Here is a 23,460-nt window from a genome sequence, read left to right as displayed (position 1 = left end):
GGGGGATTTCCCCCTAATTTCATCAAATATAAAAACCGTAAAGGGATTAATTTTACGGTTTTCCACATTTATAATAAAATTTTTCTGTTTAAAAATAATTTTATTTAATTACTCTTTATCAATAATAATTTCATCAATCTGTGTGTCATACAGTAATTGTAATTTTTTAAATCTCTTAATACTGTCATAAAAATATTCAGAAATCAGATTAATAAATTTTCTTTGTTCAATATACAAATCCTTCATTTCTTCTATGGTATTGTAGGTTCTAAAACCTGTCTCTTTTGAATACTTTTCCCATCTCATTCCTTTCCATGGATTATAACTTATCCAAAAAAAAGATTCCTGTAAGTACTTCAATGATTTATTTCGCGATGAAATATTATCAGACATTACTAATTCTACATTTTCATTGTTATTAATAATATCAGCATCTATATACATTTTTATACCCTTTCCGTATATTTCTTTTTTTATATACAATATCAATATAACTCTCTCTGATTCAAACTGAAAAGATTTAATAACATTATCCATACCGCTTATTATTTATTTTAAAAATAATTATTACTTATAAATGTAGCTTTGCATTTTCCTCAAATATATAGTTTTCCTACTTACCAAAAAAGGGGGATTTCACCCTAATTTCATCAAAGTTCTAAAATAATTTTCAACCCATTTTACGGTTTTCCACATTCCACAAAAAAATACGCCCACAACATACCTTCTAAACTTTTAAACTTTTAAACCTCTAAACTTTTAAACTCCTAACCTTCTAAACTAAAAAAACCATCCGCTAATTCGCTAATTGCCTAATCCAATTCCAACGTCGTCATAAAAAAAGGCAAATCATACAAATAAATCAAATCATCATTGCCTTCTTCCAAAGGAGCAAGTCCAAAAGAAAAAACATGTGCATAAAAGGCAAACTCACCCAAAACCTGCAAGGCAACAGTATAAATACGCTCCTGATACAAATCCTCATCATAATCTTTAGCCAGTCCAGCCACATGAATAATAATACCTATCTTCCCAGTAGCATCATCATAATCAACAACAGTAAACATCAAATCACTTCCTTTAATACTAAAATCCTCAAATTCAAAAGGAGCATCAGTTCCACTACACAAATCTTCATAATCATATTTTGGCAATACCTGCCAATAATAATCCAAACCATTAATCTTTGGTGCCGCACGAACCAATTCTTGAACCTTTAACAACTTAGTCCGATCACCTCTACTATAAACCGTAAACTCATGAAGCCCACCATTAAATTTAGGCGGTGCATAAAAATAACCCAACTCAGGACAATAAGCATCCAAATGAAAATTCATTTTCTCTATAGCCTTCAAATACTTTTTCGATCGAACACCATCATTACGATGCATCAATTGCAAAAACATCAAAAACCAATGCCAAAAAAATTCTTTATGATTCATAGTCTAAATTTAATAATATTTCTCATACACCATAATTTAAAATTTATAATTCAAAATTTAAAATTCAAAATTTAAAATAACAAACCCCATTCCCTTATCCCTTTTCCCTTATCCCTTATCCCTTATCCCTTTTCCCTTATCCCTTATCCCTTATCCCTTATCCCTTATCCCTCATCCCTAAAAAAAATCCCCTCCTTTCTAAGGAGGGGTGGCTCGCCTTGGCGAGACGGGGTGGTTCTATCCGCTAATTGAAAATCCGCTAATCCGCTAATTGAAAATCCGCTAATCCGCCAATCATCTAGCTCCCGCTCCTTCAGAGAGGGCTGGGGATAGGCCTCCTTACACTACATCAATAACATGCAACACATTAAACTCCTCATTACGCAGCGAATACTGATTACCATTCACCTCCTGATAAAACGAAATCATCAAGATAAAAATGTCAACCCCAGCACCAGTAGGCATACTAGCAGGAGTTAAAGTAACCGTTGTTGGCGCAATCTTCAACTCCAAATTCTCAACAGGCGATAATACCAAATCATCCAATCCCGTACTAAAATCCAAATTCAAAACCCCACACTGAAAACTAACATGCGTAGCGCCTTCTGGATAACGCAACTCCTCCAAAGTACTAATATCCGCAATCACTACCTCACCAGTAACAGTATCCAACGTATACTCGTTAAACAATACACTATCCAAAGGAGCATGAATATTAAAATCAAACCCATTCAAATACTGCTTACCTTCCGGTGTACCAATACCAACACTAACACTACGTTTACCCCTAGGCGAAGTAGAATCCATATTTTTAATGTTAGACATTACCCGCATAATTCGTTGAGACAATCTAGAGTCCTTAGCTTTAAAAACCAAGCTACCAAGCGCCAGGCGCAACAACTTCCCAGAGCTAACATTCAACGAAAACTCGTTCATGTTCTCTCGCGTACGTACAAAGTTCGGATCCTTTTCAATCTGTTCCTTACTCAAGCTGCTACGCTTTCTAAAATAATTTTTACCCTCTTTTTCATAAAAAGTCATATCCTCATAACTTCCTTGAAAACTCATAATACTTTTTACTCTTGCCATAATGAATTGTTTTTTAGATTAATACTCAGTTAAATAGCATCACAAACCTATAACACTCCAAAACAAGCAACGGTCAAAAATGACTCTTTTTTCTCATTTTGTCGTTTTTTTCCGCATTTGGTCGTTTTTGTATAAATGATATAAATCTTTTTCATAAATATTTGTATGAATTTATATACTTAAACAAAATTAAAATGAATCTCAAAGTATGTCTTACTTGCTGTTAACTTGCTGTTAACTTGCAGTATACTTGCAGTACAATTGCAATAACACTATAAAAAACCAACAACCATGAACCATTAACAACAAACTAAAAGTTATGTCAAGAATCTGCATCTACGCCAAAGACGTGCAAATCATAACAGGAAAATCCGAAAGACAAGCACGCAAAATCATCAACAGCATCAAAGACGCCTATGCCAAGAAAAAGCACCAACCAGTCACCATCAAAGAATTCTGTGACTACATGGATCTAGACATCAACGATGTAAACCCACTTCTCAAATAAAAAAATAATTGCGAAAGTAGTTTTAACTTAGAATAACTATAAAAAGCGGTAGTTCAACTACTTTTTAGGGTTTTATTATTTCAGTTTGATGAATTTATATAAATTTGCATTCTTTAACACTTTAGAATGAGTTCGCACCACCACAATCTGCACTCAAAATTATCGGCTGGAGGATTATTACTAACACTAGGAATCATATATGGTGACATTGGTACTTCGCCATTGTATGTAATGAAATCGATTATTGGTGAAAACACTATTAATCCAAACTTAATTCTTGGTGGTCTATCGTGTATTTTTTGGACACTGACGCTTCAAACGACTATAAAGTATGTTATTATTACCCTAAACGCTGATAACCACGGCGAAGGTGGTATCTTCTCGCTCTACTCACTGGTTAAAAGAACGAAGATTCAATGGCTGATTGTACCGGCTATCATTGGAGGTAGTTTGCTATTGGCAGAAGGAATCATCACGCCGCCTATCTCGGTTTCGTCGGCAGTAGAAGGGCTTTTGATATTTAAACCCGATATTCCCACGATACCTATTGTTATCTTCATCTTGTTTGCTTTGTTTTTCATTCAGCAGTTTGGTGCAAAACTAGTTACTAAGTTCTTTTCGCCGGTGATGTTGGTTTGGTTTTCGATGTTGGGTATCTTAGGAATCATTCAAATTGGAGGCAACCTTTCGATACTGAAAGCTATCAATCCTTACTATGCATACCAGCTTATAACCTCTGGTCTTGATGGGCATGGTTTCTTTGTGTTGGGTGCTGTGTTCTTATGTACTACGGGAGCAGAATCGCTTTACTCAGACATGGGACACTGTGGCAGAAGAAACATCAGAATCAGTTGGGCTTTTGTAAAAACTATGTTGTTGCTGAACTATTTTGGACAAGGTGCTTATTTGTTGCAACACAGTGGTGATACGCTGGCGTATTTAAACGAATACAACCCTAACCCATTCTACTTAATCATGGCGGAATGGTTTCAACCAATTGGAATTGTGGTAGCAACTCTTGCGGCTATTATTGCTTCGCAAGCGTTAATTAGTGGTTCGTTTACTTTAATTAATGAGGCAATGCGTTTGAACTTTTGGCCGAAGGTTAAAATCAACTATCCAACCGAAGTGAAAGGCCAGCTTTATATTCCTTCGATTAACTGGTTGTTGTTCCTGGGTTGTGTGGGTATTACGCTTTACTTCAAAGAATCAGCAAACATGGAGCATGCCTATGGTTTATCAATCATCCTAGGGATGATGATGACCACTACCCTATTGAACTTTTACCTGATTATGAAACGCGTAAAATGGTACTTTATTGGAGCTATCATCACGCTGTATGCCACTATTGAGATTTGTTTCTTTGCGGCTAACATTACTAAGTTTAAAGATGGTGGTTATGTTACTATTGTTATTGCCATAGTTTTGATAACAATAATGTCGACCTATTACTTAGCTAAGAAAATCAGTAAGACGTATACCAAAATTGTTAAGATTGAAAATTATAAAAAGGTATTGGCTGAGCTGAGTGTGGATTTATCGATACCAAAATATGCTACGCACTTGGTGTACATGACCAACTCGAACCGTAGTGATGAGATTGAGGAAAAGGTAATGTACTCTATCTTGCAAAAACGACCAAAACGTGCCGATTTGTACTGGTTTATTCACGTGAATGTGTTGAGTGAGCCTTATAATAAAGAATACCGCGTTACTGAAATAGTAAAAGATGATATCTACAGAATAGATTTTTATTTGGGTTTCAGAGAACCTACTAAAATCAACCTGATGTTTAAAGAGGTTATCAAAGACATGGTAAAACAAGGCGAAGTGGATATAACAAGCCGATATGAATCGTTGCATAAAAACCATATTATTGGTGACTTTAAGTTTGTACTTTCTGAGAAGTTCCTGTCTAACGACAGCGATATTACTTTCTTTGAAAAGGTAATTATGAATACCTACTTCATCATGAAGAAACTAAGTCTTTCGGAAGAGAAAGCCTTTGGTTTGGATAGTAGTTCCGTAAAAGTAGAGCAATTCCCGATGGTGCTTCATGCTCCTGAGAAAATAGAGATGTGCAGATTGGAATAACATTCATTCCAATTTATACTTACTATACTTTCACCAAAAACATAAATCAATATAATTTGTTTTAACCATTAAAAAAGAGGTATCTTTGCCCGCTAATTTTTTTTACCAATGCGATTACATAGGAATTTAGTTTACACCACAATTGACTCTTTAAACGCCATCTTTAACGAAGGTGAATATGCTGATAAAGTGGTAGCTCGTGCCTTAAAAAAGGACAAACGCTGGGGAAGCTCGGACAGAAAGTTCGTAGCCGAAACCATCTATGAAATTGTGCGTTGGAAACGATTGTATGCAGAAATAGCCGAAGTAAAAGAACCATTTGACAGAGAAGATTTGTGGCGTATGTTTGCGGTTTGGGCTGTACTTCGTGGTTATACCATTCCTGATTGGAGACAACTTGAAGGAACACCAGCAAGAAAGATAAAAGGTCGCTTTGATGAATTGTCTAAAATTAGAAAGTACAGAGAATCTATTCCTGACTGGATGGATGAACTAGGTGTTAAAGAATTGGGTGAAGAGTTGTGGACTAAAGAATTGGCTGCGCAAAATCAACAAGCCAAAGTTATCCTGAGAGTAAACACTTTGAAAACTACCAAAGAAAAGCTACGCGCTACTTTGATGGACCTAAATATTGATACAGAATACCTGAAAGATCAACCTGATACATTGGTGCTAAAAGAACGTGCTAACGTATTTTTGACTGATGCTTTTAAACAAGGACTTTTTGAGGTTCAAGATGCGTCATCACAATTGGTTGCTCCTTTCTTGGATGTTCAACCTGGTATGCGTGTGGTTGATACTTGTGCTGGTGCTGGTGGAAAAACACTTCACATGGCGTCTTTGATGAACAACAAAGGGCAACTTATTGCCATGGACTTATATGAAAGCAAGCTAAAGCAATTAAAACTAAGAGCTAAACGAAACGGAGCTTTCAATATTGAGTATCGAATTATTGATAGTACTAAAGTTATCAAGAAACTTCATGAAAAAGCCGATAGAGTTTTAATTGACGCTCCATGTAGTGGTTTGGGTGTTTTGAAAAGAAATCCGGATAGTAAATGGAAGTTGCAACCAGAGTTTATAGATAACATTAAAAAAGTACAAGCTGAAGTTTTAGAAAGCTATTCTAAAATAGTAAAACCGGGTGGAAAATTGGTTTATGCTACTTGCTCTGTATTACCTTCAGAAAATCAAGAACAAATTAAGAAATTCTTAAGCACAGAAATTGGTAAATCATTTACCTTTGTTAAAGATGTTAAAATACTTGCCTCAGAATCAGGCTTTGACGGATTTTATATGGCACTACTAGAACGAAAATAGATAACCACTTTATGAAAAAAATTACCTTATTATTACTTTTAATTTCAACCTTTTGCTTTGCACAAATACCTGCAGGTTACTATAATACTGCTACTGGTACAGGTTATACCTTAAAAACACAGCTTAAGAATAGAATTACTAATGGTCATGTTGATCAAGGTTATGGTTCATTATGGAATTTATATACTAACACTGCATTCAGAGATACAAATTATGAAAATGACAATTCATTATTAGATATCTATTCTGAGAACCCAACTGGTCCAGATCCATATAATTATTTTTCAACTTCACAACAATGTGGTTCATACTCTAACGAAGGAGATTGTTATAATAGAGAACATATTGTGCCACAGGCATTTTTTGACAACGTTGCTATTGATCCAATGAAAAATGATCCTTTTCATGTTGCACCTGTTGATGGTAAAGTAAACGGATTACGAGATAATTATCCTTATGGAAGAGTTAATAGTCCGACTAACACAACTGCAAATGGTTCTAAATTAGGACCTAATTATAATTCTGGATATTCTGCAGGTTATTCAAATACTGTTTTTGAACCTTTGGATGAATTTAAAGGAGATATTGCAAGAAGTATTTTTTACTTTGTAACTCGTTATGAAGATAGTATGGTTAGTTTTTACAACAACACGACTGTAATTTCAAAAAATATGTTTGATGGAACAGCTAATAATGCTTTATCACCTACTTTTTTAAAAATATTAATAACATGGCATAATCAAGATCCTGTTAGCCCTAAAGAAATTGCAAGAAATAATGCAATATATAATTATCAAGGAAATAGAAATCCATATATAGATCATCCTGAATATGTATGTCAAATTTGGAGTAGTGTATGTGCGGCATTATCAACTGATAATTTTGAATTGGAAGAAACTACCTCTATCTATCCAAATCCATCAAATGATGGAAGAATAAACATTTCAACAACAGCAGAATTAAATCAAATATCTGTATTAACTATTAATGGTCAAGTTATTCAAAAAATAACCAATCCAAATCTAATTGATAATACTATTGAAATATCTAATTTGCCTAAAGGATTTTATTTTGTTTTACTAGAAGCAAATGGTCAAAATATCACAAAAAAAATAATTATAAATTAATTATTCATTCAAAGTTAAAATTGAACTCAGTTATTAAACTGAGTTTTTTTTTATTCAAAATAATCAAAATTTAATGATATAGATTCAAATTCTTTGTAGATTGGCACTAGTTTAGTATCTTTCGCATCCTTAATGTATAATTTAAAGCATTTTTAAAATGTTAGAAGAAAAGAATGATAACCTGCAAAATGCAGATGGAAATTTAGTTGATGAATCAAATGAAGTGATTCAATCAGAAAACATCGATTTGGAATTATCAAATCAAGCAGAACCAATTGAAGCTGAAGAAGTAACAGTTGAAACTATTTTAGAGGAAACTGTTGAAGATGAAGTAGCTGTTGAAGAGAACAATGCTGAAACTGTTGAAGAAGAAGTTGAATTTGTTCCAGAAAGTGAAGCAGAAGTTGAAATTGAGGTTCAATTAGAAGCCCAAGAAGCCGAAGCAATTACAGAAGAAGAAAACGTAATAGAGCTTACTGATGAAGAAGTAGCTGATGATACGTTTGTGGTTGAAACTAAAAACAAATCGGCTATTGAAACCATTGAAGACAGCAATGCAGAAGAAAGTGAAGATGAAACTTTAAAAGAAAGGCATCATATTCCAATGTTGGATTATGATACTATGTCACTACAACAACTAGTTGAAGAACTAGAAAAACTTGTTGCTGTTGAAAAAGTAATGTCTGTTAAAGACCACGTTGAGGAATTAAAAAAAGCATTCCTGTCAGAATATCATCATTTTATTGAAGAAAAGAAAGAAGAATTTCTTGCTGAAAATCCAGATACAACTGAGGATTTTCATTACCACTTACCATTAAAAGTAACTTTTGACCAATTATATTCTCAATACAGAGAACGAAAAAACAATCATTTCCAATCATTACAAAATTCACTAAAAGATAATTTAAAAAACAGATTGGCTTTAGTTGAAGAATTAAAGGAATTAATAAACAGTACCGAAAACATTTCCACTACTTTAAAACAATTTAATGACATTAGAGACAGATGGAAAGTTGCTGGTCCAATTCCTAAAGACAAGTACAATCATGTTTGGAATAATTATCATTTCCACTTAGAGAATTTCTATGACATTCTTCATCTAGACAGAGAAATCAGAGATTTAGATTTCAAACATAATCTAGAACAAAAGCAAAAGATAATTGCTCGTGTTGAAGAATTACTGCATGAAGAAGACATTCACAAAGCCTTCCGTGAATTACAAGACTTACACCGAATCTGGAAAGAAGAAATTGGTCCTGTATCTCGCGAACAAAGAGAAGAAATTTGGAATCAATTCAGCGAACTGACCAAACAAATGCATGACAAACGCGAAAATTATTATGCAAGTTTCAGAGAAGTTGAAGAAGCAAATTTGGCTGCTAAAAAAGAAATCATTGCTAAACTAGAAGTTATAGCCAATGAAAAAGTTGACTCTCACAATGCTTGGCAAGAGCAAATTCATAAAGTTGAAGAATTAAGAAATCAATTTTTTGCCATCGGAAAAGTTCCAAGTGAAGTTAATGAAGCTACATGGACAGAATTTAAAACTACTGTTAGAAAATTCAATAAACTGAAGAACTCATTTTATAAAGATTTAAAACAAGAGCAAAACGACAATCTATCCAAAAAACAAGCTTTAGTAGACAAAGCAAATGAATTGAAAGACAGCACCGACTTTGAAGCCACTACTCCATTAATGAAACAAATTCAGGAAGATTGGAAAGCTATAGGTCACGTACCAAGAAAACTTTCAGATAAACTTTGGAAAGAATTTAGGTCAGCTTGTAATACTTATTTTGAAAATCTTAAAAATCAAAGAAAAGAGTTAAATTCAGAGGAAATTGAAGCTTTTGAAAAAAAGAAAGAATACCTTGAAACACTAAAAGACTTTGACCTTTCTGGCGACCATAAAACCGATTTAGATGCTATAAAAACACATATTGCAACATGGAAAAGCTTCGGGAAAGTTCCTTTCTCAAGAAGATACATAGAAGGAAAATTCAATAAAATTCTGGATACTTTGTTTGAAAAACTAAGCTCAAGCAAAAAAAGCAATGACTTATCTAATTACTCAGATAAACTAGATCATTTGGCAAGTTTAGATTCTAGAAAACTTGACGGTGAAAAAATATTCATCATGCGTAAAATTGATGAAGTTCAAAATGACATCTTCCAGTTAGAAAATAACATTCAGTTTTTTGCCAATGCCGATAAAAACAATCCTTTGGTAAAAGAAGTAACTAAAAACATTGAGAAACGAAAAGAAGAACTAGTTACCTGGAAAGATAAGCTAAAACAATTAAATAATTTTATTGCAGAATAAGTATAAAAAAGGCTCACAATTGTGAGCCTTTTTAATTTAATAATTGAGTAATTAATTATTCAATTTAGCTTTTAAAGCTTTATACTTATCTGTCATTTCTAAAGCGTTATAAACGCTCATTAATGTTTTTACAGCCGGTTCATCATTTGGTTTTAGCTCGACTGCTTTCTCCAAATAAGGTAATACAGCATTAAAATTCTTTTCTCTTTCTGCTTTAAGCACTGAATAACGTTTATTGTCTTTCTCAGACGTAGTTAACTTATTCATTTCATCAACAAATTTATCGTCACCACGAAGCATTACTTCAGACAAATTTAAATAAGCATTAAAATAACTTGGATCAATACTAATCACTTTTTTATAATATTTTATTGCATCGTCTAATTGATTTGAATTTGAACTAACAACACCTAAATTAAAAATCAAATCTTTATTATTTGGGTCTTTTTCTAACGCTTGATTTACAACTCTTTTGTAACTATCAAGATCATTCAATTTAATATATAAATCAGCTTCTGTTAAAAGTAAACCCGTATCATCTGGATTTTGAGCTCTAGCATCGGCAACTGCTTTAATAGCTTCATCTGTTTTACCTTGTTGCACTAAAATTAAAGCTACATTTTTATAAATCTCTCCTTTTTTAGATTCCAATTTTTCATCTCTAGGCTTTTCATAAGCACCTGTTTTAACAAAAGTATCACGTGTTGCTTTATTATTACCAAAAGATTCTTCAGCATTATTAGCTTTATTTACAGCATAATAAATTGTTCCTTCACCAGTATATTTATTCTTAATCAATTCGTTATAATATTGTAATGCTTTATCATAATCCTGACCATTAATAGCATAACTTGCTGCATAGTAGAGAAAATCCATATTAGATTTATCCATTTTGTATATTGAATACAAAATATCTGCACTTTCTTTATATTTCTTTTGGTTTCCTAGCTCAATTGCTAGATTCATTAAAATAGGATTAGATTGCTTATATTCTTCATTAATATCATCTGTAAATGTTTTTTTTCCAATTTTTTTCTCGTATTCTAATATATTACTATATACATCAGCTAATTCCGAAATATATTTTGGAGAAAATACTTTTTGCAATTCCAAAGGGTTAGGTACAGCACCTTTTGAAGCCAATTCCATTTGTGGGATATTTACTTTGTAATAGCTTAAAGCAATTTTATCGCTTTCTTCAGAAGCAACTTTTTCTAAATTGCTAACATTCATTTTATATTCTTCAACATCTTTTGCAGAAGGAACATCTTTGTCAATTAGTTTTTTTAACTTCTTTAATTCATCTTTTTGAGCAAAAGTTGAAAAAGATAAAACACACAATGTGGTTAATAAAATGTTTTTTATTTTCATCATTTTAAATTTTAATTAATCTTCGGTTTCAGTATTTTCTAATGAATTTTCATCACTTGATTCAACATCATTTTCGTTTAAATCTGTAGCTTCTAAATCGTCTTCTTCAGCTTCATCTTCTTTCATAACTTTAGTTACAGCTGCAATAGAATCGTTTCCTTTAATATTAATCAATCGAACACCTTGTGTTGCTCTTCCCATAACACGTAAAGCATCTACTTCCATTCTAATAGTTAATCCAGATTTGTTAATAATCATTAAATCATCGGCATCTGTAACTGCATTTATAGAAATTAATGCTCCTGTTTTTTCGGTGATATTTAATGTTTTAACACCTTTTCCACCACGGTTTGTAATTCTGTACACATCTTCTCCATCATCATCTACCAATTTGGTACGTTTTCCATAACCGTTTTCAGTAACAACTAACAGCTGAGTATCATTGATGTCTTCCTTATTTACAGAAACCATGCCAATGACTTCGTCTTTATCATTTGCTAAAGTAATTCCACGAACTCCAGAAGCTGTTCTTCCCATTGGACGTGTTTTTTCTTCTTCGAAACGAACCAGTTTACCTGATTTAACAGCAATAAGAACTTGACTATCACCATTGGTTAATTTTGCTTCTAATAATTCATCGTCTTCACGAATGGTAATTGCATTAATACCATTTACTCTCGGACGAGAATATTGCTCTAAAGGTGTTTTTTTCACTTGACCTTGCTTGGTCGCCATGATTACGTAATGATTGTTGATGTATTCTTCGTCTTTTAAATCTTGAGTACAGATGAATGCTTTTACTTTATCATCGCTTTCAATATTAATCAAGTTTTGAATAGCACGACCTTTGCTGGTTTTGCTTCCTTCAGGAATTTCGTAAACGCGCATCCAAAAACATTTTCCTTTTTGAGTAAAGAACAATAAATACTGGTGATTTGTTGCTACAAATAAATGTTCTAAGAAATCTTGATCTCTTGTTCCAGCACTTTTTTGACCAACTCCACCACGATTTTGAGTTTTGTATTCCGATAAATTTGTACGCTTAATGTATCCCGCATGTGAAATGGTAATTACTACATTTTCATCAGCAATCAAATCTTCAATACTTACATCACCACCTGAATATTCTATTGTAGAACGTCTTTCATCTCCATATTTATCACGAATTTCAATTAGCTCTTCTTTAATTAATGCCATTCTTAAGTCTTTGTTTGCTAACAAATCTTTTAAATGAGCGATTAATTTCATAATTTCTTCATATTCCGCACGAAGTTTGTCTTGCTCTAATCCTGTTAATTGACGTAGACGCATTTCAACAATGGCGCGAGCTTGAATTTCAGATAAACTGAATCTTTCTATCAATTTTGCTCTAGCTTCGTCACCGTCTTTTGAAGCTCTGATTAAAGTAATAACTTCATCAATATTATCAGATGCAATGATTAAACCTTCTAAAATATGAGCTCTTTCTTCCGCTTTTCTCAATTCAAATTGAGTTCTTCTAACAACAACTTCATGTCTGTGTTCAACAAAATAATGAATCAAGTCTTTCAGATTCAACATTTGTGGTCTACCTTTTACTAAAGCGATGTTATTTACACTGAAAGATGATTGAAGTTGTGTGTACTTATATAATGTATTCAACACTACATTTGGAACTGCATCTCTTTTTAATTCATAAACAATTCGCATTCCACTTCTATCCGATTCATCACGGATATTAGAAATACCTTCAATCTTTTTATCGTTAATTAAATCGGCAGTTTTTTTAATCATTTCTGCCTTATTAACTTGATAAGGAATTTCGGTTACAATTATTGCTTCTCTACCGTTACTTTCTTCAAAAGCAATTTTTGCACGAATTACAACTCTTCCACGACCTGTTTTGAAAGCTTCGCGAACACCATCCATTCCATAAATAATTCCACCTGTAGGGAAATCTGGAGCTTTAATGATTGAAATTAATTCATCAACTTCAATATCGTTATTATCAATGTAAGCTAATGTACCATCAATTACTTCTGTTAAATTGTGTGGCGCCATATTGGTTGCCATACCAACTGCAATACCTGATGCTCCATTAATTAATAAATTTGGAACTCTGGTTGGCATTACTGTTGGTTCTTGCAAAGTATCGTCAAAATTCAATTGAAAATCAACTGTTTCTTTGTCAATATCTGCCATAATGTCTTCTGACATTTTTTTCATTCTTGCCTCGGTATAACGCATTGCCGCAGGACTATCACCATCAACAGAACCAAAGTTACCTTGGCCATCAACTAATAAGTAACGTAAACTCCATTCTTGCGCCATACGAACCATTGCATCATAAACAGATGTATCACCATGTGGATGATACTTTCCTAAAACTTCTCCAACAATTCTAGCAGATTTTTTGTGTGCTCTATTCGAAAAAACTCCTAAATCATACATTCCATACAAAACTCTACGATGTACTGGTTTTAAACCATCTCGCACATCTGGTAAAGCTCTTGAGACAATAACTGACATCGAATAATCGATGTAAGCTGACTTCATTTCATCTTCGATGTTAATAGGAATTAACTTTTCTCCGTCTGACATATTTTATAAATTATTAATAATAAATTAGTTTAAATTCAAAACGTGCTAATATAGGGTTTTTAAACCTTTTTGAAGCAATTTTAGACCACAAATTTCAATGATTTATTAACAAAATAAGGTGCTTTTTTGGTTGATAAAATAGATTTCAATCTCTTTTATTATTGGCTTTTTTTTTGTCAATTAGCTGACAGTAGTTTCAAGAGGAATGATTTTTGTAATAATCATACATAATTACTAAATTTACAAATAACAAAATAATTGCTATGGATGATAATTTTTCACCAAGAGTCAAAGATGTAATCACGTACAGTAAAGAAGAAGCCTTAAGATTAGGCCATGATTTTATTGGTACAGAGCATCTTATGTTAGGTATTTTGCGTGATGGAAACGGGAAAGCCATAACAATACTGAACAATTTATCGATTGATTTAGATCACTTAAGAAAGAAAGTAGAGATATTAAGCCCAGCAAATCCAAATGTTGACTTAAGTAATGAGAAGAAAAACCTTCATTTAACTCGTCAAGCTGAACGTGCTTTAAAAACTACTTTTTTAGAAGCTAAAGTGTTTCAAAGCTCTTCGATAAGTACAGCGCATTTGCTGTTGTGTATTTTAAGAAATGAAAATGATCCAACAACCAAACTATTGCATCGTCTAAAAATTGACTATAATGTAGTTAAAGAACAATATTTAAATATGACACCAAACGAAGATGATTTCACAGACAACTTACCAAAAAACGAATCGTCTTATGGAGATGATTCTGGTAGTGACGATAGCCTAAAAGAGAGTAGTTTCAATAATCCTGCTAATAAAACCAATAAGAAATCAAAAACTCCTGTTTTAGATAATTTTGGTAGAGATTTAACTGAACTAGCTGAAGAAGGAAAACTTGATCCAGTAGTTGGAAGAGAAAAAGAAATTGAAAGAGTTTCTCAAATCCTTAGCCGTAGAAAGAAAAACAATCCTTTACTTATAGGTGAACCTGGAGTTGGGAAATCTGCTATTGCTGAAGGTTTGGCATTGCGTATTATTCAAAAGAAAGTTTCTAGAATTCTATTCGGAAAAAGAGTTGTAACTCTTGATTTAGCATCTTTAGTTGCTGGCACAAAATACCGTGGGCAATTTGAAGAAAGAATGAAAGCGGTAATGAATGAATTAGAAAAAAATGATGATATCATTCTTTTCATTGATGAAATTCACACTATCGTTGGTGCTGGTGGAGCAACAGGTTCGCTAGATGCTTCAAATATGTTTAAACCTGCGTTAGCAAGAGGTGAAATACAATGTATTGGTGCAACAACCTTGGATGAATACCGTCAATATATTGAAAAAGATGGCGCATTAGAAAGACGTTTTCAAAAAGTAATTGTAGAGCCAACTTCTGTGGAAGAAACTATTACTATTTTGAATAATATCAAAAATAAATACGAAGACCATCATAGTGTAATTTACACTGACGAAGCTATCGAAGCATGTGTCAAATTAACTAATAGATACATGTCAGAACGTTTCTTACCAGACAAAGCTATTGATGCTATGGATGAAGCAGGTTCAAGAGTTCACATTACTAACATTGATGTTCCTAAGCAAATTTTAGAATTAGAACGTCAGTTGGAAGAAATTCGTGAATTGAAGAATTCTGTCGTTAAAAAACAGAAATACGAAGAAGCAGCTAAACTTCGTGATGACGAAAAACGTTTAGAAAAAGACTTAGCTATTGCTCAAGAGCAATGGGAAGAAGATTCTAAAAGCAATAGGATTAGAGTTACAGAAGATAATGTAGCCGATGTTGTTTCGATGATGACTGGAATTCCTGTAAACAGAATTGCACAAACAGAAAGTAACAAATTAGCTCATTTACCAGATTTAATTAAAGGAAAAGTAATTGGTCAAGACGAAGCCGTTAATAAAATAGCTCGCTCTATTCAACGTAATCGTGCTGGATTGAAAGATCCAAACCGACCAATTGGTTCGTTTATTTTCTTAGGACAAACTGGTGTTGGAAAAACGCAGTTAGCCAAAGTTATTGCTCGTGAATTATTTGATTCTGAAGATGCTTTAATCCGAATTGACATGAGCGAATACATGGAGAAATTTGCTATTTCAAGATTAATTGGTGCACCTCCGGGATATGTTGGATATGAAGAAGGCGGACAATTGACTGAAAAAGTGAGAAGAAAACCTTATAGCGTTGTACTTTTAGATGAGATTGAAAAAGCACATCCAGATGTTTTCAACATGATGTTACAAGTTTTAGATGATGGTTATTTAACAGATAGTTTAGGTCGTAAAATCGACTTCAAAAACACAATTATCATAATGACTTCTAATGTTGGTGCGCGACAATTGAAAGACTTTGGTCAAGGTGTTGGTTTTGGAACAGCTGCAAAAGTAGCTCAAGCAGACGAACATTCTAAAAGTGTTGTTGAAAATGCATTGAAAAAAACCTTTGCTCCTGAGTTTCTAAATAGAATTGACGATGTAATTGTTTTCAATCCATTAGAAAAAGAGCATATCGATTTAATCATCGAAATCGAATTGAAAAAATTGTATGCACGAATTGCTGAATTAGGATATACTTTAACTTTATCTGATACTGCAAAAGCATTTATTGCAGAAAAAGGATTTGATAAACAATTTGGAGCTAGACCATTAAAAAGAGCTATTCAAAAATATGTTGAAGATTCATTGGCAGAAGAAATTATTACTTCAAAAATTGAATCAGGAGATGAAATTTTTATGGATTTAGAAGAAGGTAGTGAAGAACTAAATGTCACTATCAAAAAAGCAAAAAATCCAACAAAATAAATTAATTAATACTTTATAAGAAACCACGAATTCACAAAAAAAATTATCAAAGTGAATTCGTGGTTTTAAATTTTATATCATCATGTTAGAAAACAAAATTATACTAGGTTCCGAAGAATGGTGTTCTTTTCCTGAACTTGGAATTCCTGCTATAAAAGCTCGTGTTGATTCGGGTGCTAAAACTTCTGCTCTTCATGCAATCAACATTACTCCATTTGTTAAAGATTCTGAAAATTGGGTGAAATTTGACATTAATCCAATTCAAAATAACTTAAAAACAGTTATTCATTGCGAAGCCAAACTTATTGATAAAAGAATCGTAAAAAGTTCAAGCGGTTTCAGAGAACAACGTTATGTAATTCAATCCAAAATTAAAATTGGAACACAAGATTGGGAAATAGAAATGACATTGACTAATCGTGACTCTATGGGTTTCAGAATGTTGCTTGGTCGCGAAGCTATGAGTGGAAGAATTCTTGTTGATCCAGAACAAAAATATTTGCTAGGACAAACATCAACAGAACAATTAAAAGAATTTTACATTAATTCTACCCAATTAAAATCTGGATTAAGAATTGGTCTTTTAGCTAGTAATCCGGAATTGTATAGCAACCGAAGAATCATGGAAGCTGGTGAAATGCGTGGTCATGAAATGCATTTTTTGAACATCAAAGAATGTTATATGAAATTGGATGCCGACAAACCCGAAATTCATTATCGAGGCGGAAAAATATTAGATTATTTCGATGCGGTTATTCCAAGAATTCGTCCTAGTATGACATTTTATGGTTGTGCTTTAACAAGACAATTTGAAGCCATGAAAGTGTTTTGTTTGAATTCTGCTGGCGCAATTACCCAATCGAGAGATAAGCTTTATTCACTGCAATTACTTTTACATCATGGAGTAGATATTCCAACTACTGGTTTTGCCAATTCACCTTTGGATACTGACGATTTAATAAAAATGGTTGGTGGTTCGCCATTGATTGTAAAATTATTGGAAGGAACACAAGGGAAAGGAGTTGTTTTAGCCGAAACAAAAAAAGCTGCAGAATCGGTAATTAATGCATTTAAAAGTCTGAATGCTAATATTTTGGTTCAAGAGTTTATAAAAGAAGCTAATGGAAAAGATTTAAGACTTTTTGTTGTTGATGGAAAAGTAGTGGCAACCATTCAACGTGAAGCTGCTGCTGGAGAATTTAGAGCTAACATTCATATGGGCGGAACGGCTTCTATCATTAAACCAACCGCTGACGAAAAAAGAATTGCTATTAAGGCTGCAAAAGCAATGGACTTAAAAGTTGCAGGTGTTGATATTATTCGTTCTTCAAAAGGTCCGCTACTATTAGAAGTAAACTCATCACCAGGTTTGGAAGGAATTGAAGGCGCAACCAACAAAGATATTGCGGGTGAAATGATAAAAGCCATCGAAAAAAACTTTAAATGGAAATAATTCAAAATTAAATTCTAATTAACTAAATCCAAAATGAACAAGACCAGACTCGAAGCCTTTAGTGATGGAGTGTTAGCCATTATTATTACCATTATGGTGCTGGAGATAAAAGTGCCACACGGAAACGAATTGTCTAACTTAAAGCCGCTAATCCCTATCTTTTTGAGCTATTTGCTCAGTTTTATTTATCTCGGCATTTATTGGAACAATCACCACCACATGATGCACACATTAAAAAACATTAATGGCGGAATTCTTTGGGCAAATCTTCATTTATTATTTTGGTTATCTCTAATTCCTTTTGCTACCGCTTGGAATGGCGAAAATCATTTTGCACCTACAACCATGATGATATATGGTGTTGTGCTGTTTATGAATGGTATTGCCTATTTCATTTTACAAAACCTAATCATAAAATCGCAAGGAGACAATTCGCTACTAAAGAAAGCTATTGGTAAAGATTATAAAGGCAAATCATCACCTATATTATACCTAATTGCAATAATTTTTGCAAACTCCATACCTATAATTGCAGGCATCATCTACATTTTTGTAGCATTGATGTGGCTTGTACCTGATAAAAGAATTGAAAGAATTATAAATCATCAATAATGAGTATACTTTCTCAAATAATCATCGGGTTTATAGCTATTTTACATTTGTATATTCTTTGGCTAGAAATGTTTGCATGGACTACCAGAGCTAAAAAAGTATTCAGAACCATTCCAACCGATTTGTTTGAAAAAACAAAAGTAATGGCAGCTAACCAAGGTTTATATAATGGTTTTCTTGCCGCAGGATTAATTTGGTCATTACTAATTGTAGATGTTTCTTGGAACAAAAATGTAGCGTTATTTTTTTTAGGGTGCGTTTTTGTTGCTGGAGTTTATGGCGCAATGACAGCTTCTAAAAGAATATTTTTTGTGCAAAGTGTTCCTGCTATTTTAGGGTTATTGAGTTTTTTGATTTAATTACTCCAACTCAACCATAAAACTATTCAAAAACGATATAGATTTTTCAATATCATAATGAAGTATTCTGTCTTCTTTAACAAAAGGCACTTCTTCTCTATACGATTTCAAGAACATTTCTATAAACTCACTTGATTGCAAAGGTCTTCTAAATTCAATTGCTTGCGATGCATTCATCAACTCAATAGCAAGTATTCGCTCTAAATTTTTCATGATCTTCAAGCACTTCGTTGCAGCGTTTGCACCCATAGAAACATGGTCTTCCTGACCATTACTTGATACAATACTATCGATACTTGCTGGTGTTGCTAGTTGTTTATTTTGACTAACAATACTTGCTGCAGTATATTGCGGAATCATGAAACCAGAGTTCAAACCAGGATTATCAACCAAAAATGCAGGCAAGCCTCGTAAACCAGAAATCAATTGATAGGTTCTGCGTTCCGAAATACTTCCTAATTCTGCCAAAGCAATACTCAAGAAGTCTAAAGCCAAAGCTAAAGGTTGCCCATGGAAATTTCCTCCCGAAACAATAATATCACTTTCAATAAATATATTTGGATTATCGGTAACTGAGTTAATTTCGGTTTTGAAAACTTTCTTTACATAATCAATTGTGTCTTTGCTAGCGCCGTGAACCTGCGGCATACATCGGAAAGAATATGGATCTTGAACGTGTTGCTTTTCTTGCTCAATAATTTGGCTTCCCGAAAGTAAATCTTTTATCTGTTGAGCGGTTTCTATTTGTCCTTTATGAGGTCTAATGAAGTGTATTAATTCATTAAATGGTTCGATTCTTCCATCAAAACCTTCAAGTGATATTGCACCAATAACATCCGAAAAATAAGAGAATTTCATAGCCTTTATCAAAACGTAACAACCATAAGAACTCATAAATTGAGTTCCGTTTAATAATGCTAATCCTTCTTTGGATTGCAAAACAATTGGTTGCCAATTCATCTTTTCCAAAACTTTTTTGGAAGGTTGTCTAAAGCCATCAAAATAAACTTCTCCTTCTCCTAATAATGGTAAAGATAAATGTGCCAACGGAGCCAAATCGCCACTTGCACCAAGCGAACCTTGAGTGTAAATTATTGGTAAAACATCATTGTTGTAAAAGTCAATTAAACGCTCCACAGTTTGCAGTTGTACTCCAGAATTGCCATAACTCAAACTCTGAATTTTTAGCAACAGCATTATTTTAACAATTTCATGCGGCACTTCATCTCCTGTGCCACATGCGTGAGATTTGACTAGATTTTCTTGAAGTTGCGATAAATTTTCATTGGATATTTTAACATTACAAAGCGACCCAAAACCGGTATTAATCCCATAAATTGGGGCATCGTTTGCTGTCATTTTTTTATCCAAATAAGCTCTGCATTTTTCTATATTAATTCTTGCCTCTTCCGACAACGATAACTTTTTATTTTGCGAAATAATTTCTTGAATTACTTCTAAGGTTAATACTTCTGAACTAATATAATGCGAATGCTCCATTTTTTGGTTGTTTTTTGAGCGTCAAAATTCAACAAACAATTGTTAAAATGCAAAAGTTTTCACTGCAACTTATTGACAAATTATTAAAAATTCATTTTCAATTCAATAAATATTCAAAATTCAACAATACTATAACGATATAATTATGTATTATTCATAAAAATCATTCATATATGTGTTTTTTTATACTAAAAAGTATATATTTGAAAAATATGTGCAACTCTTTAACAAATAATACAAAAACTTCTTTAACAGCAACTGCTGTAGTTTCTGTATTGGGCACAACTACAACAACAACAACTACAACCCCATTTGGGGTATAATTTTCACATATAATCCTTTTTATGGTCTTTCGTTTGAAAGAAAATAAATTATATTTAACCTTGAACTTAAAATCTTGAACTATAAACTCATAAATTCATTATGATAGTATTAAAATTTGGTGGAACATCAGTTGCAAATGCTGAAAACATCTCGAAAACCATTGCCATCGTTTCAAATAAAAGTAATGACGACAAACTTGCGGTAGTTGTTTCTGCCTTTAGTGGTGTAACCGATTTACTTATTCTTGCTGGAAAAACTGCTGCAGCAAAAGATAAAAATTATAAAAACATAGTTGCCGAAATAGAGCAAAAACATAAAGCAGCCATTGACGAATTAATTCCGTTAACGGAGCAAACAGAAATTATAAATACTATTAATAGTAACATCAATCACCTAAAAACATTATTGGATGGATGTTATTTGTTAGGCGAAATATCAATTAGAACTGCCGATAGTGTTGCAGGATTTGGAGAATTACTTTCGTCACAAATTATTGCGGTTGCATTGAAACAAAAAGTATCAAACTCAGAATTTAAAGACAGCCGTGAATTAATTAAAACCAATTCAAACTTTGGAAAAGCCAGTGTTGATTTCGAAAAAACAAATAAGTTAATAGCTGATTATTTTGACAAAAATTCAAATCAAGTTGTTTTGTTACCAGGTTTTATTGCTTCTGATACTGCAGAAAACTCAACAACGCTTGGTCGTGGTGGTTCCGATTATACCGCAGCTATAATTGCAGCAGCAGTTAAAGCATCAATTCTAGAAATATGGACCGATGTAAACGGTATGTTTACTGCCAATCCAAAAATTGTAAAACAAGCGCAACCTATTGAAAATATTTCCTATCAGGAAGCAATGGAGTTGTCACATTTTGGAGCAAAGGTTTTATATCCGCCAACCATACAACCGGTATTAAAAGACAGTATTCCAATTTTTATTAAAAACACTTTCGAACCAGATGTTTATGGAACTTTAATTTCAAAAAATCCTGTAAGCAATACTAACCCAATAAAAGGAATTTCACATATCGATAAAATTGCTTTGCTAACACTTGAAGGTTCAGGAATGATTGGAATTTCGGGTTCTTCAAAACGATTGTTTGAAACTTTATCAAGAGAAAATATCAATGTGATTTTCATTACTCAAGCTTCTTCGGAACATTCCATTTGCATAGGTATTTTAAATTCAGATGCCGATGTTGCAAAAGAAGCCATCGACACAACATTTGAAATTGAAATTTCTCAAAACAAAATTGACCCATGCGTTGTTGAAAAAGATTTATGTATTGTTGCCTTGGTTGGTGAAAGCATGAAAAATCATCAAGGTATTTCAGGAAAAATGTTTAGCACTTTAGGCAAAAATAATGTCAATATCAGAGCAATTGCTCAAGGTGCAAGCGAAAGAAATATTTCGGTAGTTATTAATGAAAAAGATGTTAAAAAAGCATTGAATACACTACATGAACGTTTCTTTGAAGACAATACCAAGCAGTTGAATTTATTTGTCATGGGAATTGGAAATGTGGGCGAAAAATTCATTGACCAAATTGCACAACAAAAGAAATTCTTGAAAGATAATTTGAAAATAAATCTTCGTGTAATTGCATTATCAAATTCCAGAAAAATGCTTTTTGATGAAGAAGGAATTTCGCTAAAAGATTGGAAAAATGAAGTGAATAATGGAGAAACTGCCAATGTAAATGAGTTTATTTCGAGAGTAAAAGCATTAAATCTTCGTAACAGTATTTTTGTAGATATTACGGCTGACTATGATATTGCATCCATTTACGACCAGTTTTTAAGTGAAAATATTGCTGTGGTTACATGCAACAAAATCGCTTGTTCATCTAAACTTGAAAACTATAAAAAACTTAAAAGTTTATCACGAAAATACAATGCACCGTTTTTATTCGAAACGAATGTTGGTGCAGGTTTACCAATAATTGACACCTTAAAACATCTAATTGCATCTGGTGATAAAGTCAATAAAATAAATGCTGTATTATCGGGAAGTTTGAATTTTATTTTCAATAATTTCTCTGAAACTTATAATTTTCATGATGTAGTAAAAGAAGCAGGTGTTCAAGGTTTCACCGAACCCGATCCAAAAATTGATTTAAGTGGTGTTGATGTAGCTCGAAAAATTTTAATTCTAATCCGTGAAAGTGGTTATGCTATGGAAATGGAAGACATTGAAAACAACTGTTTCTTACCACAAGAATGTATGGAGACAACTAATAATGAAGATTTTTTCAAATCATTAACCAAACACGCTGACCATTTTAATAATCTATTAAAAGAAGCTAAAGCAAAAGATAGTCGTATTAAGTTTGTTGCCTCGTTTGATAACGGAAAAGCTTCGGTTGGATTGCAATTTATTCCAAAAGAAAGTCCATTTTACAATTTAGAAGGAAAAGATAATATTGTAGAATTCTACACTGATAGATACATCGAACAACCTCTAATAATCAAAGGTGCTGGTGCTGGTGCTGCTGTTACAGCTTCTGGAATTTTTGCCGATGTGATAAGAATTGGAAATGTATAAT

At 32.8% G+C, this 23,460-nt stretch carries 16 protein-coding genes; 10 read left to right on the top strand and 6 right to left on the bottom strand.

Annotation, left to right across the window (positions count from 1 at the left end):
- Positions 1–108: 108 nt before the first annotated feature.
- The 3 genes from RN605_RS01395 to RN605_RS01385 form a co-directional block, all read right to left on the bottom strand.
- Positions 109–537, bottom strand: a complete 429-nt coding sequence (locus tag RN605_RS01395; RefSeq protein ID WP_313321622.1) for a hypothetical protein — start codon at positions 535–537, stop codon at positions 109–111.
- Positions 538–812: 275 nt separating this feature from the next.
- Entirely contained in the window at positions 813–1,442 is a 630-nt protein-coding gene (locus RN605_RS01390; protein WP_313321621.1) for a hypothetical protein, read from the bottom strand.
- A gap of 339 nt (positions 1,443–1,781) precedes the next feature.
- Positions 1,782–2,267 carry a hypothetical protein gene (locus tag RN605_RS01385; RefSeq protein WP_313321620.1) on the bottom strand — a complete coding sequence of 162 codons (486 nt, stop codon included), beginning with the start codon at positions 2,265–2,267 and terminating at the stop codon, positions 1,782–1,784.
- 583 nt (positions 2,268–2,850) lie between these two features.
- Here RN605_RS01385 and RN605_RS01380 point away from each other — a divergent pair.
- The 5 genes from RN605_RS01380 to RN605_RS01360 all read left to right on the top strand — a co-directional run bounded on the left by RN605_RS01380 (position 2,851) and on the right by RN605_RS01360 (position 9,903).
- A complete protein-coding gene (locus RN605_RS01380; protein WP_313321619.1) occupies positions 2,851–3,039 on the top strand; it encodes a transcription initiation factor IIE subunit beta family protein in 189 nt (62 codons plus the stop codon).
- Between the two features lie 126 nt (positions 3,040–3,165).
- A complete protein-coding gene (locus RN605_RS01375; protein WP_313321618.1) occupies positions 3,166–5,133 on the top strand; it encodes a KUP/HAK/KT family potassium transporter in 1,968 nt (655 codons plus the stop codon).
- Positions 5,134–5,241: 108 nt separating this feature from the next.
- Positions 5,242–6,453 carry an RsmB/NOP family class I SAM-dependent RNA methyltransferase gene (locus RN605_RS01370; protein WP_313321617.1) on the top strand — a complete coding sequence of 404 codons (1,212 nt, stop codon included), beginning with the start codon at positions 5,242–5,244 and terminating at the stop codon, positions 6,451–6,453.
- Between the two features lie 11 nt (positions 6,454–6,464).
- The gene (locus RN605_RS01365; RefSeq protein ID WP_313321616.1) at positions 6,465–7,580 is read left to right on the top strand and encodes an endonuclease; all 1,116 of its coding nucleotides are present in this window, start codon (positions 6,465–6,467) and stop codon (positions 7,578–7,580) included.
- Between the two features lie 157 nt (positions 7,581–7,737).
- Positions 7,738–9,903, top strand: coding sequence for a DUF349 domain-containing protein (locus RN605_RS01360; protein WP_313321615.1), 2,166 nt, complete (start codon positions 7,738–7,740; stop codon positions 9,901–9,903).
- A 51-nt stretch (positions 9,904–9,954) separates the two neighbouring features.
- Here RN605_RS01360 and RN605_RS01355 read toward each other — a convergent pair whose 3' ends face one another.
- Together RN605_RS01355 and gyrA are read right to left on the bottom strand one after the other, a co-directional pair.
- Complete coding sequence (locus tag RN605_RS01355; RefSeq protein WP_313321614.1) at positions 9,955–11,277, bottom strand: tetratricopeptide repeat protein; 1,323 nt, start codon at positions 11,275–11,277, stop codon at positions 9,955–9,957.
- Between the two features lie 12 nt (positions 11,278–11,289).
- Positions 11,290–13,854: a DNA gyrase subunit A gene (gene gyrA, locus RN605_RS01350; RefSeq protein ID WP_313321613.1), complete on the bottom strand. Its 2,565-nt coding sequence runs from the start codon at positions 13,852–13,854 to the stop codon at positions 11,290–11,292.
- 263 nt (positions 13,855–14,117) lie between these two features.
- On the opposite strand from gyrA, the gene RN605_RS01345 reads away from it, so the two are divergent.
- The 4 genes from RN605_RS01345 to RN605_RS01330 all read left to right on the top strand — a co-directional run bounded on the left by RN605_RS01345 (position 14,118) and on the right by RN605_RS01330 (position 19,088).
- Positions 14,118–16,664: an ATP-dependent Clp protease ATP-binding subunit gene (locus tag RN605_RS01345; RefSeq protein WP_313321612.1), complete on the top strand. Its 2,547-nt coding sequence runs from the start codon at positions 14,118–14,120 to the stop codon at positions 16,662–16,664.
- Positions 16,665–16,746: 82 nt separating this feature from the next.
- A complete protein-coding gene (gene rimK, locus RN605_RS01340) occupies positions 16,747–18,117 on the top strand; it encodes a 30S ribosomal protein S6--L-glutamate ligase (RefSeq protein WP_313321611.1) in 1,371 nt (456 codons plus the stop codon).
- Between the two features lie 33 nt (positions 18,118–18,150).
- On the top strand, positions 18,151–18,729 hold the full coding sequence (locus RN605_RS01335) for a TMEM175 family protein (RefSeq protein WP_313321610.1): 579 nt from the start codon (positions 18,151–18,153) through the stop codon (positions 18,727–18,729).
- Complete coding sequence (locus RN605_RS01330) at positions 18,729–19,088, top strand: DUF1304 domain-containing protein (RefSeq protein ID WP_313321609.1); 360 nt, start codon at positions 18,729–18,731, stop codon at positions 19,086–19,088. Before RN605_RS01335 ends, RN605_RS01330 begins: the two co-directional genes overlap by 1 nt.
- Here RN605_RS01330 and hutH read toward each other — a convergent pair whose 3' ends face one another.
- Complete coding sequence (hutH, locus tag RN605_RS01325; RefSeq protein ID WP_313321608.1) at positions 19,089–20,588, bottom strand: histidine ammonia-lyase; 1,500 nt, start codon at positions 20,586–20,588, stop codon at positions 19,089–19,091.
- Positions 20,589–21,011: 423 nt separating this feature from the next.
- Here hutH and thrA point away from each other — a divergent pair, with 423 nt between their 5' ends.
- Positions 21,012–23,459: a bifunctional aspartate kinase/homoserine dehydrogenase I gene (thrA, locus tag RN605_RS01320; RefSeq protein ID WP_313321607.1), complete on the top strand. Its 2,448-nt coding sequence runs from the start codon at positions 21,012–21,014 to the stop codon at positions 23,457–23,459.
- The last annotated feature ends 1 nt before the right edge of the window (position 23,460 follow it).

The organism is Flavobacterium sp. PMTSA4 (assembly GCF_032098525.1).
In the GTDB taxonomy this organism is placed as follows: domain Bacteria; phylum Bacteroidota; class Bacteroidia; order Flavobacteriales; family Flavobacteriaceae; genus Flavobacterium; species Flavobacterium capsici.
The sequence above is the reverse complement of the archived record's forward strand: the minus strand, read 5'-3'. Positions and strand labels throughout refer to the sequence as shown.

Coding starts and splice junctions, on each gene's coding strand:
- RN605_RS01395 (WP_313321622.1), bottom strand. CDS start 537: ATGGATAATGTTATTAAATCTTTTCAGTTTGAATCAGAGAGAGTTATA.
- RN605_RS01390 (WP_313321621.1), bottom strand. CDS start 1,442: ATGAATCATAAAGAATTTTTTTGGCATTGGTTTTTGATGTTTTTGCAA.
- RN605_RS01385 (WP_313321620.1), bottom strand. CDS start 2,267: ATGTCTAACATTAAAAATATGGATTCTACTTCGCCTAGGGGTAAACGT.
- RN605_RS01380 (WP_313321619.1), top strand. CDS start 2,851: ATGTCAAGAATCTGCATCTACGCCAAAGACGTGCAAATCATAACAGGA.
- RN605_RS01375 (WP_313321618.1), top strand. CDS start 3,166: ATGAGTTCGCACCACCACAATCTGCACTCAAAATTATCGGCTGGAGGA.
- RN605_RS01370 (WP_313321617.1), top strand. CDS start 5,242: ATGCGATTACATAGGAATTTAGTTTACACCACAATTGACTCTTTAAAC.
- RN605_RS01365 (WP_313321616.1), top strand. CDS start 6,465: ATGAAAAAAATTACCTTATTATTACTTTTAATTTCAACCTTTTGCTTT.
- RN605_RS01360 (WP_313321615.1), top strand. CDS start 7,738: ATGTTAGAAGAAAAGAATGATAACCTGCAAAATGCAGATGGAAATTTA.
- RN605_RS01355 (WP_313321614.1), bottom strand. CDS start 11,277: ATGATGAAAATAAAAAACATTTTATTAACCACATTGTGTGTTTTATCT.
- gyrA (WP_313321613.1), bottom strand. CDS start 13,854: ATGTCAGACGGAGAAAAGTTAATTCCTATTAACATCGAAGATGAAATG.
- RN605_RS01345 (WP_313321612.1), top strand. CDS start 14,118: ATGGATGATAATTTTTCACCAAGAGTCAAAGATGTAATCACGTACAGT.
- rimK (WP_313321611.1), top strand. CDS start 16,747: ATGTTAGAAAACAAAATTATACTAGGTTCCGAAGAATGGTGTTCTTTT.
- RN605_RS01335 (WP_313321610.1), top strand. CDS start 18,151: ATGAACAAGACCAGACTCGAAGCCTTTAGTGATGGAGTGTTAGCCATT.
- RN605_RS01330 (WP_313321609.1), top strand. CDS start 18,729: ATGAGTATACTTTCTCAAATAATCATCGGGTTTATAGCTATTTTACAT.
- hutH (WP_313321608.1), bottom strand. CDS start 20,588: ATGGAGCATTCGCATTATATTAGTTCAGAAGTATTAACCTTAGAAGTA.
- thrA (WP_313321607.1), top strand. CDS start 21,012: ATGATAGTATTAAAATTTGGTGGAACATCAGTTGCAAATGCTGAAAAC.